This window comes from Pseudomonas sp. GW821-FHT04D07, from assembly GCF_059420225.1.
On the sequence record NZ_JBWKTH010000016.1, the window covers coordinates 30,463 to 46,260 of the forward strand.

General features: G+C 61.5%; 14 protein-coding genes. 8 read left to right on the forward strand and 6 right to left on the reverse strand.

All coding sequences use genetic code 11. The features are described 5' to 3' along the window. Window positions 1-104 precede the first annotated feature (104 nt). Genes AC07T0_RS18855 through AC07T0_RS18870 form a run of 4 tightly spaced genes read left to right on the forward strand, consistent with a single transcriptional unit; the run spans window position 105 to window position 3,137 of the window. Entirely contained in the window at window positions 105-1,328 is a 1,224-nt protein-coding gene (locus AC07T0_RS18855) for a SpoIIE family protein phosphatase (protein ID WP_495002733.1), read from the forward strand. Beyond that, the gene (locus AC07T0_RS18860) at window positions 1,321-1,890 is read left to right on the forward strand and encodes a SiaB family protein kinase (protein ID WP_495002645.1); all 570 of its coding nucleotides are present in this window, start codon (window positions 1,321-1,323) and stop codon (window positions 1,888-1,890) included. The genes AC07T0_RS18855 and AC07T0_RS18860 overlap by 8 nt, the downstream gene beginning before the upstream one ends. A gap of 19 nt (window positions 1,891-1,909) precedes the next feature. Then, entirely contained in the window at window positions 1,910-2,299 is a 390-nt protein-coding gene (locus tag AC07T0_RS18865) for a DUF1987 domain-containing protein (protein ID WP_495002646.1), read from the forward strand. A gap of 22 nt (window positions 2,300-2,321) precedes the next feature. Continuing rightward, window positions 2,322-3,137 carry a GGDEF domain-containing protein gene (locus tag AC07T0_RS18870; RefSeq protein WP_495002647.1) on the forward strand — a complete coding sequence of 272 codons (816 nt, stop codon included), beginning with the start codon at window positions 2,322-2,324 and terminating at the stop codon, window positions 3,135-3,137. Here AC07T0_RS18870 and AC07T0_RS18875 read toward each other — a convergent pair whose 3' ends face one another. Next, the gene (locus AC07T0_RS18875; protein WP_495002648.1) at window positions 3,138-4,466 is read right to left on the reverse strand and encodes an OprD family porin; all 1,329 of its coding nucleotides are present in this window, start codon (window positions 4,464-4,466) and stop codon (window positions 3,138-3,140) included. A 468-nt stretch (window positions 4,467-4,934) separates the two neighbouring features. Next, complete coding sequence (locus AC07T0_RS18880) at window positions 4,935-6,131, reverse strand: amino acid aminotransferase (protein WP_495002649.1); 1,197 nt, start codon at window positions 6,129-6,131, stop codon at window positions 4,935-4,937. 325 nt (window positions 6,132-6,456) lie between these two features. Between AC07T0_RS18880 and uvrB the strand changes: the two genes are divergently transcribed. After that, a complete protein-coding gene (uvrB, locus tag AC07T0_RS18885) occupies window positions 6,457-8,472 on the forward strand; it encodes an excinuclease ABC subunit UvrB (RefSeq protein WP_495002650.1) in 2,016 nt (671 codons plus the stop codon). Window positions 8,473-8,594: 122 nt separating this feature from the next. On the opposite strand, the gene AC07T0_RS18890 is transcribed toward uvrB, so the two are convergent. Continuing rightward, window positions 8,595-9,404 carry a sulfite exporter TauE/SafE family protein gene (locus AC07T0_RS18890; RefSeq protein WP_495002651.1) on the reverse strand — a complete coding sequence of 270 codons (810 nt, stop codon included), beginning with the start codon at window positions 9,402-9,404 and terminating at the stop codon, window positions 8,595-8,597. Between the two features lie 110 nt (window positions 9,405-9,514). Between AC07T0_RS18890 and AC07T0_RS18895 the strand changes: the two genes are divergently transcribed. The 3 genes from AC07T0_RS18895 to AC07T0_RS18905 are packed head-to-tail and all read left to right on the forward strand — an operon-like array spanning window position 9,515 to window position 12,536. Next, on the forward strand, window positions 9,515-10,291 hold the full coding sequence (locus AC07T0_RS18895; RefSeq protein WP_495002652.1) for an AraC family transcriptional regulator: 777 nt from the start codon (window positions 9,515-9,517) through the stop codon (window positions 10,289-10,291). Between the two features lie 26 nt (window positions 10,292-10,317). Beyond that, window positions 10,318-11,562, forward strand: coding sequence for a cytosine deaminase (gene codA / locus AC07T0_RS18900; RefSeq protein WP_495002653.1), 1,245 nt, complete (start codon window positions 10,318-10,320; stop codon window positions 11,560-11,562). Beyond that, the gene (locus AC07T0_RS18905) at window positions 11,559-12,536 is read left to right on the forward strand and encodes a hypothetical protein (RefSeq protein ID WP_495002654.1); all 978 of its coding nucleotides are present in this window, start codon (window positions 11,559-11,561) and stop codon (window positions 12,534-12,536) included. Before codA ends, AC07T0_RS18905 begins: the two co-directional genes overlap by 4 nt. A gap of 6 nt (window positions 12,537-12,542) precedes the next feature. Here the strand turns inward: AC07T0_RS18905 and AC07T0_RS18910 are convergent, their stop codons facing one another. The 3 genes from AC07T0_RS18910 to gudD all read right to left on the reverse strand — a co-directional run bounded on the left by AC07T0_RS18910 (window position 12,543) and on the right by gudD (window position 15,792). Further along, window positions 12,543-13,133 carry a hypothetical protein gene (locus AC07T0_RS18910; protein WP_495002655.1) on the reverse strand — a complete coding sequence of 197 codons (591 nt, stop codon included), beginning with the start codon at window positions 13,131-13,133 and terminating at the stop codon, window positions 12,543-12,545. A gap of 186 nt (window positions 13,134-13,319) precedes the next feature. After that, on the reverse strand, window positions 13,320-14,312 hold the full coding sequence (locus AC07T0_RS18915) for a diaminopimelate epimerase (RefSeq protein ID WP_495002656.1): 993 nt from the start codon (window positions 14,310-14,312) through the stop codon (window positions 13,320-13,322). Window positions 14,313-14,439: 127 nt separating this feature from the next. Further along, on the reverse strand, window positions 14,440-15,792 hold the full coding sequence (gudD, locus tag AC07T0_RS18920; protein WP_495002657.1) for a glucarate dehydratase: 1,353 nt from the start codon (window positions 15,790-15,792) through the stop codon (window positions 14,440-14,442). Between the last annotated feature and the right edge of the window lie 6 nt (window positions 15,793-15,798).

Here is a 15,798-nt window from a genome sequence, read left to right on the forward strand (position 1 = left end):
ACGACCCGCAGGGAGACCGTCATATAAGCTTCATATTGCAGGGATAGCATTGTGCCTTCACCTCGCTCGGCGACCTCAGCATGCGCGCAGAAAACTTCCCCTTTATGCGTCCACAGCGGCCTAGAGATCATCGCTGCGCCGGTGACTTGTGCATTGAAGTGCCGGTGATTGATTCCGACAGCACCAATGCCCTGGTGATGGAAACCTTCACCTCGCACAAGGAGGTCGTGTGCCTGGCGGTGCTGGAAGACGAGCGCCCCATCGGCCTGATCAACCGCAATATCTTCCTGTCAATGATGAGCAAACCGTTTCACCGCGAACTGTACGACAAGAAAAGCTGCATTGCCTTCATGGACAAGGAACCGTTGATCGTCGATGCCGGGATGAGCATTGAAGAGTTGACGTTCAAGACGGTGGAGTTTGGCGAAAAGACCCTGGCGGACGGTTTTATCATCACCCGCAACGGCCAATTCGCCGGCCTGGGCAGTGGCCTGCAACTGATGGAAGTGGTCGCGGCCATGCAGGCCGAGAAAAATCGCCAGATCATGCAGAGCATCGAGTACGCGAGCGTTATCCAGCGCGCCATGCTGCGCGCCTCGCGGGACGCCCTGAAGTCGACCCTGGACGATGCCGTCCTGTTGTGGGAACCACGGGATGTGGTCGGGGGCGACTTCTACCATTTCTGCGCCTACCCCGATGGCTGGTTCGGAGCAATTGCCGACTGTACCGGTCACGGCGTTCCCGGCGCCTTCATGACCCTGATCGCCTCCTCCTCACTGACCCAGGCGCTGGTCCAGCTCGGGCCACGGGATCCCGGCGCGCTGTTATCGGCGGTGAATAAAAGCGTCAAGGAACTGCTGGGACAGGTCCAGGGCGTCGATGAAACCCCCGAGTCCGACGATGGCCTGGATGCGGCGTTTTTCTGGTTCGACAGCGCCAGCCAGACCCTGAGTTTTGCCGGCGCGCGCATGTCGCTCTACCTCTTGCCGCCGGATGCCCAACAGCTGGAAACCCTCGCCGGCCAGCGGGTCGGCGTTGGCTACGTGGACAGCGACATTGACTACCAATGGCCGATGAGCCACGTGACGATAGTACCGGCCAGCCTGGTGTTCATTGCCACCGACGGCTTGACCGACCAGATTGGCGGCCCGCGCAACATTGCCTTCGGCAAGAGCAAGGCCTTCGACACGATACTGGAACACCGCAATCAGCCAGCGACCGTCATCTGCGAAGCCTTGCAACGCACGCTGGCCAATTGGCAAGGAGAGCAAACCCGGCGTGACGACCTCACCCTCTTCTGCGCGCGTCTTGGAAACACTCATGATTAACTCGAATACCGCTCACCCCGATTGCCACTTCTTCGACCTGGCCCAGCAGCGCAATGTGATTTTCTATCACATGGGTTATTTCTCGCACACCATCATTACCGCCATGGCCGAGGTCGTCAGGCTGCAATTGGAAATCTCCGGGGTGAACGGGCCGACGCGACGCAAGCTGTTTTCCTCCTTCGTCGAACTGTCGCAAAACATCATCCACTATTCCTCCGACTCGTTGCCCACCGAGCCGTGCGAAGAGTCGTCGTTGCGCCAGGGCGCGGTGTGTATCAGCGCCGAGGGTGATCGTCACCTGATGCTCTGTGCCAACCCGATCGCCACCAGCGACGTCGACCGCCTGCGGGAAAAGCTCGAACCCCTGCGCAACATGTCGCTTGAAGAGATCAAGCAAGCTTACAAAGTGACCTTGCGCGCGGAAACCCCGGTGGACAGCAAGGGGGCCGGCCTGGGTTTCCTGACAATGGCGCGCGATGCCTGCGCCCCGTTGGAATTCGATTTCTACCCAAGAGCGGACGAGCCGGGAACCACGCTGTTCTGCCTTAAAGCCACTATCTAAGTAGAGTGACGCAATCGCCATGGATAATTTCTACATCGAAGCAACCGCCACATCACCGGAAGTCGACTTTCGTTTCGATCAGAATCTGCTGACGATAAAAGGCGAGTCCTACCCGGAAAATGCCGCCGCCTTCTATGCGCCTGTCCTCCAGCAACTGCGCACCTACCTCGCCACCCGCGAGGACACCATCATCACCACCCACATTGCGCTGGCTTACTTCAACAGCTCCAGCACCAAGATGCTGTTCAGCATTTTCGATGCGCTGGACAAGGCCGTTCAATCGGGTAACGAGATGCAGGTGAACTGGTACCACGACGAAGAAGATGAAACGATCTTCGAATTCGGTGAAGAGCTGAAGGCCGACTTTACCGCCATCATCTTCAACGACCACGCAACGACTCTCCAATGATTCTTGGAGAAGGATGATGAGCATGACCGCTTCAGTCACTTCCGCCGGTGCACAGGATGATGCAGCACACGACCTGTTCAGAAGCGAAACCGACGCCCTTGAACACGCCCGTTCGATTCTGGCCCTGACTGAAGCTGACGCCCCGGTGTACCAGCAAGCCCTCGGCGAGCTGACCGTGCACTTCGAGCGGCTCATGCGCGAGACGCGCCGGCTGATACGCCGCAGCGACCGTGCCGAGCGCGAAATGAATACGCTCAATTCCCAGTTGCAAACGTTGGCCCGCCAGCTCGAATACCGGGCCACCCACGATGCGCTGACCGATGTGCTGAACCGTGGCGCGGTGATTGACCTGACCGTGCAAGCGCTGCGCAAAACCGGGGCGGTGATGGTGGTGCTGGACATCGACCACTTCAAGCAGATCAACGACGAATTCGGCCATCCCGCGGGCGACGCGGTGATTCAAGGCATCGTCAACTGCTTGCGCCGGGCCGTGGGCAATGCGGGATTTATCGGCCGCGTGGGTGGGGAAGAATTTACCGTGCTGATTCCCGCCGGCACGCTGGAGGAAGGCCTCAGTCTTGCCGAGACCCTGCGTGATTGCATTGCCGCGCATGTCTTCGGGCAGCCGGTAAACCGGCAGATCACCGCGAGTTTCGGGGTCAGTGCCAGCCCCATGGGCACCAGTTTCGACACCGCCTATGGCTTGGCGGATGCCGCCTTGTACCAGGCCAAACGTTCGGGCAGGAATCGGGTGGAGGCCGCGCGGACAGAAGCTGACGTCTGTCCGCTGGAGTCAGCGGAAGAAGAGCGCCTGGGCCCTCCTCTTCCCACCCTGTGATCAGAAGATCGAGATAGGGTAATCGGCGATCAGGCGCAGCTCATTGTTGTCGCCTTCAGGCTGATCGGCATTGGCACGGTGGAACGACTGGCGCAGGCGCAGCGACAGATCCTTGGCCGGGCCGCCTTGTACCACGTACTTGGCTTCGAAATCGGTCTCGTGGTGGGTGCCATTGGCACCGTAGTGCAGCTGATTGTAGGCACTGTCCGCGGCCATCTTGGTGCCATTGATATCGTCACCGTAGATATAGCGGGTCATGAAGCTCAGGCCCGGCACCCCATAGGTCAACATGTTCAGATCATAACGCGCCTGCCAGGATTTCTCGCCCGGACCGTTGAAGTCCGAGTACTGCACGGAGTTGGCCAGCATGATCGAGTCGCCACCGTCGCCCGGGCCGTTGGTGCCGAAGCCGACATAGTCGAACGGCGTGTCGCCGTGGATCTTCTGGAACGCCAGGGTCACGGTGTGCGCGGTCAGGAAGGTGTAGGCCGTGGCGAAGGAGAACGCGGTGTTGTTGATTGGGCCAGCCTTGGCGGCGCCTTCGTCATTGGTCTTGTACAGGTTGAAGTCGAAGTTCAGCGACTGACCTGGCGAGATACCCAGCGTGTAGTTGCCATTGGTGTAGTACTGGCGCCAGACGTCTTCGAACTCGGAACCGTAGAGGGTGAAATTCAGGTTGTCGTTGACCTTGTACTTGCCGCCGAGGTAGTTGACGGCGCTGGCGGTCACGTTGGCGTAGGTGGCATACAGCGAATGATCGTTGCTGGTGGAGACTACCCCGGTACCGCTGGTGAAATGCCCGGCTTCCAGGTCCAGGTCCTTGATCTCGCTGCTCAACAGGTTGAAGCCGGTGGCGGTTTGCGGAATCAGGCGGGTACCGCCAGCGGCGAAGACCGGTGCAGTGGGCTGCATATCGCCATAGAGCAATTCGGTCTTGGAAATCCGCATCTTCACCGCGCCGCCGGCCTTGGCGTAATCGTCCTCGGGCTCGCCGTTGCGGCCCACCGGCAGGTTACCGGTACCGGCCGTGCCAGCGCCGCCATCGAGCTTGATCCCCCAGTAACCGAAGGCATCCACGCCGAAACCGACGGTGCCCTGGGTGAAACCGGAGCTGTAGTTGCCGAAGATGCCCTGGGTCCAGTCCTTCTTGTCTGCCGGGCCGTTTTTCACGTCACGGTCGAAATACTGGTTCTTCAGATGCAGGTTGAGGCTGCTGTCCTCGACGAAACCCTTGGTCTCGTCTTGATCCGTCACGGTGGTCGCCATGGCCGCCTGGGCCATGCCCAGCGAGACCGCCAGCGTCAGAAAGTTGAGTTTGGTCGACATCATTGTAATTCCCCTGGTTAATAATGTTTCAGCCTCTTGTTAGTGCGAACGACCGGTACACGCCGTCCTCCGCGCGAAGGGCTGGAAACGTAAAGCGGTAAAGGGCAGAAAGTGCCCGAAGGCAAGGACAATCTTCGTATCAGCGAAGGAGGTGGCGGGTGCAACATTGACGATTCCCGGGTGTGCCGATGGCACCCCACAGCCCTTTAAACAAGGCTTTCCAGGTTGTTCCTCATGGTTTTGCCCATCAGATCCAACGCGTTTTGAACCCTCAACCCATGGCCTCTTTTGTTATTGTGATTGCCACCTTCTGTATATAATTTTTTCCCCGCCGCCTTCATGAACACTGATTTAAGTAGCGGTGAAGATTTCTTCACCGAGTTTTAAGTTGCAGTTCATGTTTCTCCGGACGAAAAAAAGACCTGCATCGCTGCAGGCCTTTTTCAGGGGGCCAAGGCACTACCGGCGGAATCAGATCACCTGAACAATCGCCTTCACCACCGCTTCGATATTGCCCTGGTTCAACGACGCCACGCAGATACGACCGGTATCCAGGGCATAGATACCGAACTCGTTTTTCAGGCGGGCCACTTGCTCGACGGTCAGGCCGGAGTAGGAAAACATCCCACGCTGGCGACCGACGAAGCTGAAGTCACGCTTGGCACCGTGCTGGGCCAGCAGGTCGACCATCTGCATGCGCATGCCGCGAATGCGCAGGCGCATTTCGGCCAGTTCCGCTTCCCACTGAGCGCGCAGCTCAGGGCTGTTCAATACGCTCGCAACGATGGTTGCACCATGGGTCGGCGGGTTGGAGTAGTTGGTGCGGATCACCCGCTTGACCTGGGACAGGACGCGGGCGCTCTCTTCTTTCGATTCGCTGACGATCGACAGTGCACCGACACGCTCGCCATACAGCGAGAACGATTTGGAGAACGAGCTGGAGACGAAGAAGGTCAGGCCCGATTCGGCGAACAGACGCACGGCGGCGGCGTCTTCATCGATGCCATCGCCAAAGCCCTGGTACGCCATATCGAGGAACGGTACCAGGTCCTTGGACTTGACCAGGTTCAGCACGTCCTGCCAGTCGGCCGGGGTCAGGTCGACACCGGTCGGGTTGTGGCAGCAGGCGTGCAGCACGACAATGGACTTGGCTGGCAGCGCGTTGAGGTCTTCCAGCAGGCCGGCACGGTTCACACCGTTGCTTGCGGCATCGTAGTAGCGATAGTTCTGCACCGGGAAACCGGCGGCTTCGAACAGCGCGCGGTGATTTTCCCAGCTCGGGTCGCTGATGGCCACGGTGGCGTTCGGCAGCAGTTGCTTGAGGAAGTCGGCACCGATTTTCAGCGCACCGGTACCGCCCACTGCTTGGGTGGTGAGCACACGACCGGCGGCGATCAGCGGCGAATCCTGACCGAACAACAGGGTTTGCACGGCCTTGTCGTAGGCGGCAATACCGTCGATCGGCAAGTAGCCACGGGAGGCATGCTGAGCCGCGCGCTGGGTTTCGGCTTCGACAACGGCCCGCAACAGTGGAATTTTCCCACTTTCGTCACAGTAAACGCCGACCCCCAGATTGACCTTGTCGGTACGGGTATCGGCATTGAATGCTTCGTTGAGGCCCAGGATAGGATCGCGTGGTGCCATTTCGACAGCGGAGAACAGGCTCATTATTGCGGCGGCTCTGAATGGGGGGTGGAGGGGGTGACAACGCTCCGGCCGATTGCACTAGAGCGGTGCACAAACGGGGAGCTAGTATAGAGGCCATCACCGGTCAGGGCGACCAACTATTGTCGGAATGTGACAAGTTTTTTGATTTATTTACGGGACGCCCGTCCAATTGCAACAAGCCGTCCGCGTGACGTTTGCCTTGAAAGCTGTCATCCCGGGCACCATATCCAGCATTATCATGTTTTTTCCCTACGACATCGGTCGTAAGAGGTCTTTTCTCGTTTTCGCCGTGCCTGTCAGGCGGGAATGAACCCAGAGGTAGGTTATGTCCGAATTCCAGCTCGTCACCCGCTTCCAGCCCGCCGGCGACCAGCCCGAAGCCATCCGTCAGATGGTTGAGGGCATCGAAGCCGGCCTGGCGCACCAGACCCTGCTCGGGGTGACTGGCTCGGGCAAGACCTTCAGCATCGCCAACGTGATCGCCCAAGTGCAGCGCCCGACCCTGGTGCTGGCGCCGAACAAGACCCTGGCCGCGCAGTTGTACGGCGAGTTCAAGGCGTTTTTCCCGAACAACGCCGTGGAGTATTTCGTTTCCTACTACGACTACTACCAACCGGAAGCCTACGTGCCCTCCTCCGATACCTTTATCGAGAAGGATGCGTCGATCAACGACCATATCGAACAGATGCGCCTGTCGGCGACCAAAGCGCTGCTGGAGCGCAAGGACGCCATCATCGTCACCACGGTGTCCTGCATCTATGGCCTGGGCAGCCCGGAAACCTACTTGAAGATGGTCCTGCACGTGGACCGTGGCGACAAACTCGACCAGCGCGCCCTGCTGCGCCGCCTGGCCGACCTGCAGTACACCCGCAACGACATGGACTTCGCCCGCGCCACCTTCCGTGTGCGCGGCGACGTGATCGACGTCTACCCGGCCGAATCCGACCTGGAGGCGATCCGCATCGAGCTGTTCGACGACGAAGTGGAAAGCCTTTCGGCCTTCGACCCGCTGACCGGCGAAGTGATCCGCAAGCTGCCGCGCTTCACCTTCTACCCGAAAAGCCACTACGTGACGCCGCGGGAAACCCTGCTCGGCGCCATCGACGGGATCAAGGAGGAACTCAAGGAGCGCCTGGACTACCTGCGCGACAACAACAAGCTGGTGGAAGCCCAGCGCCTGGAGCAGCGTACCCGCTTCGACCTGGAAATGATCCTCGAACTGGGCTACTGCAACGGCATCGAAAACTACTCGCGCTACCTCTCCGGCCGCGCCTCCGGAGAGGCGCCGCCGACCCTCTACGACTACCTGCCGGCGGACTCACTGCTGGTGATCGACGAGTCCCACGTCAGCGTTCCGCAAGTCGGCGCCATGTACAAGGGCGACCGTTCGCGCAAGGAAACCCTGGTGGAATATGGCTTCCGCCTGCCCTCGGCGCTGGACAACCGGCCAATGCGCTTCGACGAATGGGAAGCGGTGAGCCCGCAGACCATTTTCGTCTCCGCCACCCCCGGCAACTACGAAGCCGAACACGCCGGCCGGGTCATCGAGCAGGTGGTTCGCCCCACCGGCCTGGTGGACCCGCAGGTGGAGATCCGTCCGGCGCTGACCCAGGTCGACGACCTGCTCTCGGAAATCAGCAAGCGCGTGGCCGTGGAAGAGCGCGTGCTGGTCACCACCCTGACCAAGCGCATGGCCGAAGACCTCACCGACTACCTTGCCGACCACGGCGTGCGGGTGCGTTACCTGCACTCGGACATCGACACCGTGGAGCGTGTGGAAATCATTCGTGACCTGCGTCTGGGCACCTTCGATGTGCTGGTGGGGATCAACCTGCTGCGCGAGGGCCTGGACATGCCCGAGGTGTCGCTGGTGGCGATCCTCGATGCGGACAAGGAAGGTTTCCTGCGCTCCGAGCGCTCGCTGATCCAGACCATCGGGCGGGCGGCGCGTAACCTCAACGGCCGGGCGATCCTCTATGCGGACCGCATCACCGGCTCCATGGAGCGGGCGATCGGCGAGACTGAGCGGCGGCGCGACAAGCAGATCGCCCACAACCTGGCCAACGGCATCACGCCCAAGGGCGTGTTCAAGGATGTCGCCGATATCATGGAAGGCGCCACCGTGCCCGGTTCGCGCAGCAAGAAACGCAAGGGCATGGCCAAGGCCGCCGAGGAAAACGCCCGCTACGAAAACGAACTGCGTTCGCCGAGCGAGATCAGCAAGCGTATCCGCCAGTTGGAAGAGAAGATGTACCAGTTGGCCCGCGACCTGGAGTTCGAGGCGGCGGCGCAGATGCGCGACGAGGTCACCAAGCTGCGCGAGCGTTTGTTGACCGTGTAGGAGCGAGCTTGCTCGCGATGATCTTCAACGATAATGCGGGGTACCTGATACCCCGTGGTGCCTGGGCTACCATCGCGGGCAAGCTCGCTCCTACAAGGGGGAGCGGTGCAATTGCGACGGGGTCAGTTCAGTAGCATCGCCAACAGCACCAGCGCCAGCAACCCGATGTAGATCCTGGCGTGCAGACGATCCGGCAGGCGCCCGATCAACGGTGTCGCCAGGCGCATCCCCACCAGCGATCCAAGGATCAATACCGCGAACGCCAGCAGATCTACATACCCGGCAAACCAGGGTCCAAGCCCCAGGGGCCGGAACCCGGCCAGTGCGACATAAGTCAGGGTCCCCACTACCGCCACCGGCACGCTCAATGGATTGGCCATGGCCGTCGCCAGGCTCATGCTCAGGCCGCTGCGCCGCAACAGCGGCACCGTCATGACGCTGCCACCGACACCGAGAAAGGTCGCCACGGCACCGATCAGCAGGCCACCGCCCACCGTGACGGAGGGCTTGAGCGGTTGCGCCGACAGCGTCGTGCCTGGCTGCATGAAACCGCGCCGCACCCAGCAATCGACAACAGTCACCGCCAGATAAGCAATAAACGCCCAACGCACCACCTCACTGCTGACCAGACTCGCCAGCACCGCCCCGAGCACCGAGCCAATCCCGATAAACCCCGCCAGCGGCCAGATATAGGCGCGCCGCAGATTGCCGGCACGCCGGTGCTTGCCCGTGGCGGTCAGGGCATTGACGATCATCACGCAGGTCGAGGTCGCCACGGCGATCTGCATCGCCACAGCGCTGATCGCCGGGTCCGGGCTGCCACTCAAGGTCCAGTACAACAACGGCACCACCATGAAACCACCACCAAAACCGAACAGCACGCTGGTCACCCCAGCCAGCCCGCCAAACACTGCCAACAGCCCATAAAGCATCACGTCGGGTCCTTTCAGGAAGAGAGAAGCCCAACCTTAAGCAGCTGACACTTGGCGTGCTTGCGCAAGTCCGTCAATACTGTTTGCGTTTCGGCCAGATCAGCACTGCCATGCGCAATACCTCCCTAGCGCTGTTCGATCACCTGCCCCAGGCCGTGATCGCCATCGGCACCGATTACCCCCACGGGTGCCTGCTGGCTCGCCACCAGCATCGCCGAGCGCAATTGCTCTATGGCGCCACGGGCGTGATGCATGTGCTCACCGATGGCGGCAACTGGATCGTCCCACCGCAGCGTGCGGTGTGGATTCCACCGGGTGTGCCCCATCAGGTGCTGATGCTCGGCGTCAGCACCCGCAGCCTGTACATCGAGCCCAGCGCCGTCAGCAACATGAGCCAGGCCTGCCAGGTGCTGGAAGTCTCGGCCCTGCTGCGGCAATTGCTGATCGCGGCGGTCGACATGCCGGTCGACTACGACGAGCAGGGCCACGATGGCGCGCTGATCACCCTGTTGCTGTATGAACTGGCCAGCGCCAATACCTTGCCGCTGCATATCCCGCTGCCCCAGGACCCGCGCCTGCTGCCGCTGTGCCAGGCCTTCGTCGAACAGCCGGATATCCGCCAGTCGCCCCAGGCCTGGGCGGATCGCCTGTACCTGAGCCTGCGCAGTTTCGGGCGCCTGTTCCAGGACCAGACCGCCCTGAGTTTCTCCCAATGGCGACAACGGGTCTGCGTGGTCCTGGCCCTGGCCCGGTTGAGCCAAGGCGAGTCGGTCACGCGGATTGCCCTGGACTTCGGCTACCAGAGCCCGGCAGCGTTTTCGACCATGTTCCGTCGCGTTCTCGGGCGATCTCCGAGCAGTTTCCTACAGACTTCGGATACCTTATGACGACACGTACGACAAGGACCCCGCCCATGCATATCCTCAACGCCAAGCTGCGTCACCGCGAAGGCCTGTATGACCTGCACCTGGAACATGCACGGATCGCGAGCATCACCCCGCAAACCGGCCCATTGACCGGCGGCCCGAACGACCTCGACGCCCAGGGCAACCTGATCGTCCCGCCTTTTGTCGAGCCGCATATCCACCTCGACGCCACCCTTACCGCCGGCGAGCCGCGCTGGAACATGAGTGGCACCCTGTTCGAAGGCATCGAGTGCTGGGGGGAGCGCAAGGCGACCATCACCCATGAAGACACCAAGACCCGCGCGAAAAAAACCATCCGCAGTCTCGCTGCCCATGGCATCCAGCATGTACGAACCCATGTCGACGTTACCGATCCAGAGCTGACCGCGCTCAAGGCCATGCTCGAGGTCCGCGAAGAAACCCGGCAGCTGATCGACCTGCAGATCGTCGCGTTTCCCCAGGAAGGCATCGAGTCCTATCGCAATGGCCGGGAACTGATGGTCGAGGCGATCAATCTCGGTGCCGATGTGGTGGGGGGTATTCCGCATTTCGAATACACCCGCGACCAGGGCGTGTCCTCGGTGAAATTCCTGATGGACCTGGCGGAAAAAACCGGCTGCCTGGTGGATGTGCATTGCGACGAAACCGACGATCCGCACTCGCGTTTCCTTGAAGTCCTGGCCGAAGAGGCCCGCAGTCGTGACATGGGTTCGCGGGTGACCGCCAGCCACACCACGGCCATGGGCTCCTACGACAACGCCTATTGCGCCAAGCTGTTCCGCTTGCTGAAGGCCTCGGGGATCAGCTTCGTATCCTGCCCCACCGAGAGCATTCACTTGCAGGGACGCTTCGATAACTTTCCGAAACGCCGGGGCGTGACCCGGGTGAACGAGTTGCTGGAAGCCGGGATGAATGTCTGTTTCGGCCAGGACTCGATCGTCGACCCGTGGTATCCGCTGGGCAACGGCAATATCCTGCGGGTGCTGGAAGCCGGGCTGCATATCTGCCATATGCTCGGTTATCGCACCTTGCAGAGCGCGCTGGACCTGGTCACCGACAACAGCGCCAAGGCCATGGCCCTGGGCGAACGCTACGGACTGGAAGTCGGGCGCCCGGCCAATCTGCTGATCCTCTCGGCGGACAGCGACTACGAGATGATCCGCAGCCAGGGCTTGCCGCTGTATTCGATCCGTGACGGCAAGGTCCTGGTGAAACGCGAGCCGGCGCAGTTGCAGTGGCAGGACCCGCGATGAAATTCGACAAGGCCTATTGCCTCAGCCTCGACGAAAAACTGACGATCTACGACGTCCGCGATCTGAATTTCGACGAGACGGTGGAGTTCGATTCAAGCCGGGAAAGCTTCCAGTGCCCGAACGATGCCTGCCGCGCCGCCTTCGACAGCAAAAACCGGCTGACCACCTACAACGCCAGCAACCCGCGCTTCAAACGGACCCCGCACTTCAAGAACATGCCCAGTACCCGGCACCTGGCGGACTGCCCTTACCTGAGTCCGGAAACCGCGGCGAGCGGGCTCGATGGGGAGCAGCCGTTGGACGAGATCGAAGGCGAACAGAACTTCCCCGTCGAACTGCTGCTGACCCGCCGGACTTACGCGCGCAAGGCGCCGACCGCCAGCGACAGCCGTGCGCCGCAGCCGACAGCGGACCCGGCGCCAGCGCCAGCGCCCAGCAGCATCCACGCCGCCGAGGAAGCCAAGGCGCCACCGAACCGCACCAGCGTGTTCGCTCATCCGGTGGAATGCTTCGTCTCCAACCACGCCAACAAGGACCTGCTCAAACGCATGCCCTTGACCATTGGCGAACTGAGCCTGAACTACAACGCCTTCTTCAAGAAAGTCGAATACTGCCAGGACCGCCCGGGCCTGATCTACTGGGGCCGGATCAAGGCAATCAAGGACTACAAGACCAGCTTCAGCGTGGTTTTCGACAAGCCGGTGTGGGCCGACAAGAAGCGCTATTCGATCAATGTCTACCTGAGCAAAAGCCTGATCGAGAACTACCGCCAGCGTACGGTGTTCCTGGAGGAGATCAACAGTGTCATCGATCAGGCTGAAGACCTGTATTGCTTCTTCTACGGCGTCACGCCGCAATTGAAGCAAGTGCCGAGCAAGAAACACCCCGACCAGACCTTCAGTGTGTTCAGTTGTGAAATCGACAATCTGGACCACTTCCTGATTCGCCAAGCACCAGGACTCGATGCCCCTTGAGCCGGCTCAGTCGGCCGCGCTGGAACGCGCGGTCGAGGCACCCGCCCACTGGTAGGTCTTATGCGCGGCACACCGGGTATCCCCGGCCACGGAGCGATCGAACACGAACTCGAACGTCACCGCCCCCTGATAATCCGTACGCACGATCCGGTTGACGTCGAGCAGATGCCAACTGCCATCCTGGCGCATGGCGTCCGGCGAGCGGTATTGGTCACTGGCCCGGACCACGCCCTGTTTATTCAAGGTATCCAGGTGAAAGTTCACATTGGCCTTGTTGCCGCCGCTCTGGCCGCTGCTGCGAACAATCCGGTAGCGCACCGCACTGACATCGAAATAAGCCGTGCTGCCGGCGGAGGCGAACACCACCCTGGCCTCAAGTTCACCTCGGAAGCGGCCCACCGAGCATGAAAAATAATCGGTGCGACTGCCCTCCAGCAGTTCCGCCGGACTCGACTCGACCGCGTCGGTACTGCTGGAGGGCGCCAATTTCTTATCGCTGATGGCCGGCTCAGGCACCACTTGAGCACAAGCCGAGCCGACGCTGAAAACCAGCCCGGCACACACCAGCGCACTGAATAAACCTTTAACTGCTCTCATCGTAAATTCCCTTTAAACGAGTCGGAAATTCGGCCCCGTTGTCACGGACCGATCAGGGCAAGGTGCTCGCCAGCCTTCAACCCTGCCAACCCATCAAGCCAAAACCGCCAAGGCCGGACAAGGGCAAAACAGGCCTGTGGAGAGGGTGTTTTTTCTGCTCATGGTGTCGGCAGCGAGCGCCGACCTTCAGGATTGACGCTGGGCCGCGCCAAACAGATGGACGCTCTGCAGCTCACCCTCCAGCCCCACCAGGCGAATCGGTGCCGTACCGCCCGGCATGCTGACCCGGACTTCGCCGGCCTCGACCCAACCGACCCGCCAGGCGGCACAGGCCACTGCGCTGGCGCTGGTGCCGGAAGACGCCGTCGGCCCTTCACCGCGTTCGAACACCCGGGCCTGCAAGTACCCCGGCGCCACCCGGGTCGCCCATTGCAGATTCAGCCCCGCCGCACAAGGCTCGCCAGTACCGACCGGTGGAGCGAAAGCAAGGCGCGTCAAGCCCGGCGCCAATGCCGGTTCGTCCATCTGCGCATTGCTCGGCAGCAACGCCACCTCGTCGACCAGGGTCACACAATGCGGATTGCCGATGCGCACGAACTGGCTGCGCTGCCAGGCCGCATTCAGGCTCGACAAGGCCGCGACATGGCTCAACGGACGGCCGTTCAATTCAGCCTCGCCGACACCCTGGGCCGCCACCGCCGCCGGACCGAACGCCGGTTTTCCCAGGTCCAGCCAGAAACCCGGCTGACCCTCGAGCTGCGCTGGCTCGACCGAGGTGACGAGCGGAGAGAGGCCGCCCGGCTGATCGTGATGGACCCTCAGCAGACAGCCGCCCTGGGCCGGCATCAAGCCTTGCTCGGTCAACGCCTGGGCGAAAATCGTCAAACCGTTGCCACTGCGCTCGGCCAGGGTGCCATCGGTATTGATGATCAACAGGTCGAATGGCGCTTCGCCCTGGAACGGCCCGACCAGCAAGCCGTCGGAGCGATGCTGTTTGCCACCTCGCGCCGGCGCCTGTGCTCCCCAACCACAGAGTGCCTCCACCGCCTCGGGCGCCCAGTCCTGGCGCCGCAACGCTGCCTGCGCGGCATTCGCCGGCACCTCCAGGCCCAGTCCGCGCACTTCGGCGGGACTCGCCACGGCATACATATTCCCGCGTGCGTCGTAAAACGTCGGCATACACCCTCTCAAGCCCAACACTCTATCCCAGGCATGTTGTTCACCTAAACCAACATTGACCGGCTGCTCCTACAGTAGACCGTGTTCGGCCTTTTCCTGAAGGTTTTTTCAGCGGATTGAACAGGTCTCAACGCACCAGGCACGGCCGCTTGTTGTTAAACGACCAGCCGGGAACCAGGAACTGCATCGCCACGGCATCGTCGCGGGCGCCGAGGCCCATGTTCTTGTAGCACTCATGGGCCTTGGCCAGCGCATCCATATCCAGCTCGATGCCCAACCCCGGCTTTTGCGGTACCTGGATAAAACCGTCGACAATCTGCAACGGGTCCTTGGTCAGGCCCTGGCCGTCCTGCCAGATCCAATGGGTGTCGATGGCGGTGATTTCACCCGGCGCGGCAGCGGCCACATGGGTGAACATCGCCAGGGAAATATCGAAGTGGTTGTTGGAATGCGAACCCCAGGTCAGGCCCCATTCATGGCACATCTGCGCAACCCGCACCGAACCCTGCATGGTCCAGAAATGCGGATCGGCCAAGGGAATGTCGACGGCGTGCAATTGAATCGCGTGGCCCATTTCCCGCCAATCGGTAGCGATCATATTGGTTGCCGTCGGCAGGCCGGTGGCCCGGCGGAACTCGGCCATGACTTCACGACCGGAGTAGCCATGCTCGGCACCGCAAGGGTCCTCGGCGTAGGCCAATACATGGTGCTGATCACGGCACAGGGCGATGGCCTCTTTCAGCGACCAGGCGCCGTTGGGATCGAGGGTGATCCGCGCCAGGGGAAAGCGCTCGGCCAGCGCCGTCACCGCCTCGATTTCCGCGGCGCCACTGAGCACGCCGCCCTTGAGCTTGAAGTCATTGAAGCCGTAACGCGCCTGGGCGGCTTCGGCCAGCTTGACGATGGCCTCGGGGGTCATTGCCTCTTCATGACGCAGGCGGAACCAGGCGTCATCGGCATCGGCTTCATGACGATAGGCCAGGTCGGTCTTGCCACGATCACCGATATAGAACAGATAACCCAGCACCTTCACCGCCTCGCGCTGCTGCCCCTCACCCAGCAGGGCCGCCACGGGCACCCCGAGGAACTGGCCGAGCAGGTCCAGCAACGCGGCTTCCAGTGCCGTCACCGCATGAATGGTGATCCGCAGATCAAAGGTCTGCTGGCCGCGACCGCCGGCATCGCGCTCGGCGAAAGTGCGGCGCACCGCGTTGAGCAGCTTTTGGTAGTTGCCGATGGACTGCCCCAGCAGCAACGAACCGGCATCTTCCAGGGTGGCGCGGATACGCTCGCCGCCGGGCACTTCACCAACGCCGGTGTGACCGCTGCTGTCAGTGATGATCACAATATTGCGGGTGAAAAACGGGCCATGGGCACCGCTCAGGTTCAGCAGCATGCTGTCGTGGCCGGCCACCGGAATGACCTGCAAGCGGGTGATGACAGGGGCCTGGCCGGCCGCGTGCAAAGTGTTTGTCGTCATGATTCG

What these genes read in the sequence shown, in the direction of transcription:
- AC07T0_RS18875 (WP_495002648.1), bottom strand. Translation starts at nt 4,466, where the DNA reads ATGATGTCGACCAAACTCAACTTTCTGACGCTGGCGGTCTCGCTGGGC.
- AC07T0_RS18860 (WP_495002645.1), top strand. Translation starts at nt 1,321, where the DNA reads ATGATTAACTCGAATACCGCTCACCCCGATTGCCACTTCTTCGACCTG.
- AC07T0_RS18915 (WP_495002656.1), bottom strand. Translation starts at nt 14,312, where the DNA reads ATGCCGACGTTTTACGACGCACGCGGGAATATGTATGCCGTGGCGAGT.
- uvrB (WP_495002650.1), top strand. Translation starts at nt 6,457, where the DNA reads ATGTCCGAATTCCAGCTCGTCACCCGCTTCCAGCCCGCCGGCGACCAG.
- AC07T0_RS18895 (WP_495002652.1), top strand. Translation starts at nt 9,515, where the DNA reads ATGCGCAATACCTCCCTAGCGCTGTTCGATCACCTGCCCCAGGCCGTG.
- AC07T0_RS18880 (WP_495002649.1), bottom strand. Translation starts at nt 6,131, where the DNA reads ATGAGCCTGTTCTCCGCTGTCGAAATGGCACCACGCGATCCTATCCTG.
- AC07T0_RS18890 (WP_495002651.1), bottom strand. Translation starts at nt 9,404, where the DNA reads ATGCTTTATGGGCTGTTGGCAGTGTTTGGCGGGCTGGCTGGGGTGACC.
- AC07T0_RS18870 (WP_495002647.1), top strand. Translation starts at nt 2,322, where the DNA reads ATGACCGCTTCAGTCACTTCCGCCGGTGCACAGGATGATGCAGCACAC.
- gudD (WP_495002657.1), bottom strand. Translation starts at nt 15,792, where the DNA reads ATGACGACAAACACTTTGCACGCGGCCGGCCAGGCCCCTGTCATCACC.
- AC07T0_RS18910 (WP_495002655.1), bottom strand. Translation starts at nt 13,133, where the DNA reads ATGAGAGCAGTTAAAGGTTTATTCAGTGCGCTGGTGTGTGCCGGGCTG.
- AC07T0_RS18905 (WP_495002654.1), top strand. Translation starts at nt 11,559, where the DNA reads ATGAAATTCGACAAGGCCTATTGCCTCAGCCTCGACGAAAAACTGACG.
- AC07T0_RS18855 (WP_495002733.1), top strand. Translation starts at nt 105, where the DNA reads ATGCGTCCACAGCGGCCTAGAGATCATCGCTGCGCCGGTGACTTGTGC.
- AC07T0_RS18865 (WP_495002646.1), top strand. Translation starts at nt 1,910, where the DNA reads ATGGATAATTTCTACATCGAAGCAACCGCCACATCACCGGAAGTCGAC.
- codA (WP_495002653.1), top strand. Translation starts at nt 10,318, where the DNA reads ATGCATATCCTCAACGCCAAGCTGCGTCACCGCGAAGGCCTGTATGAC.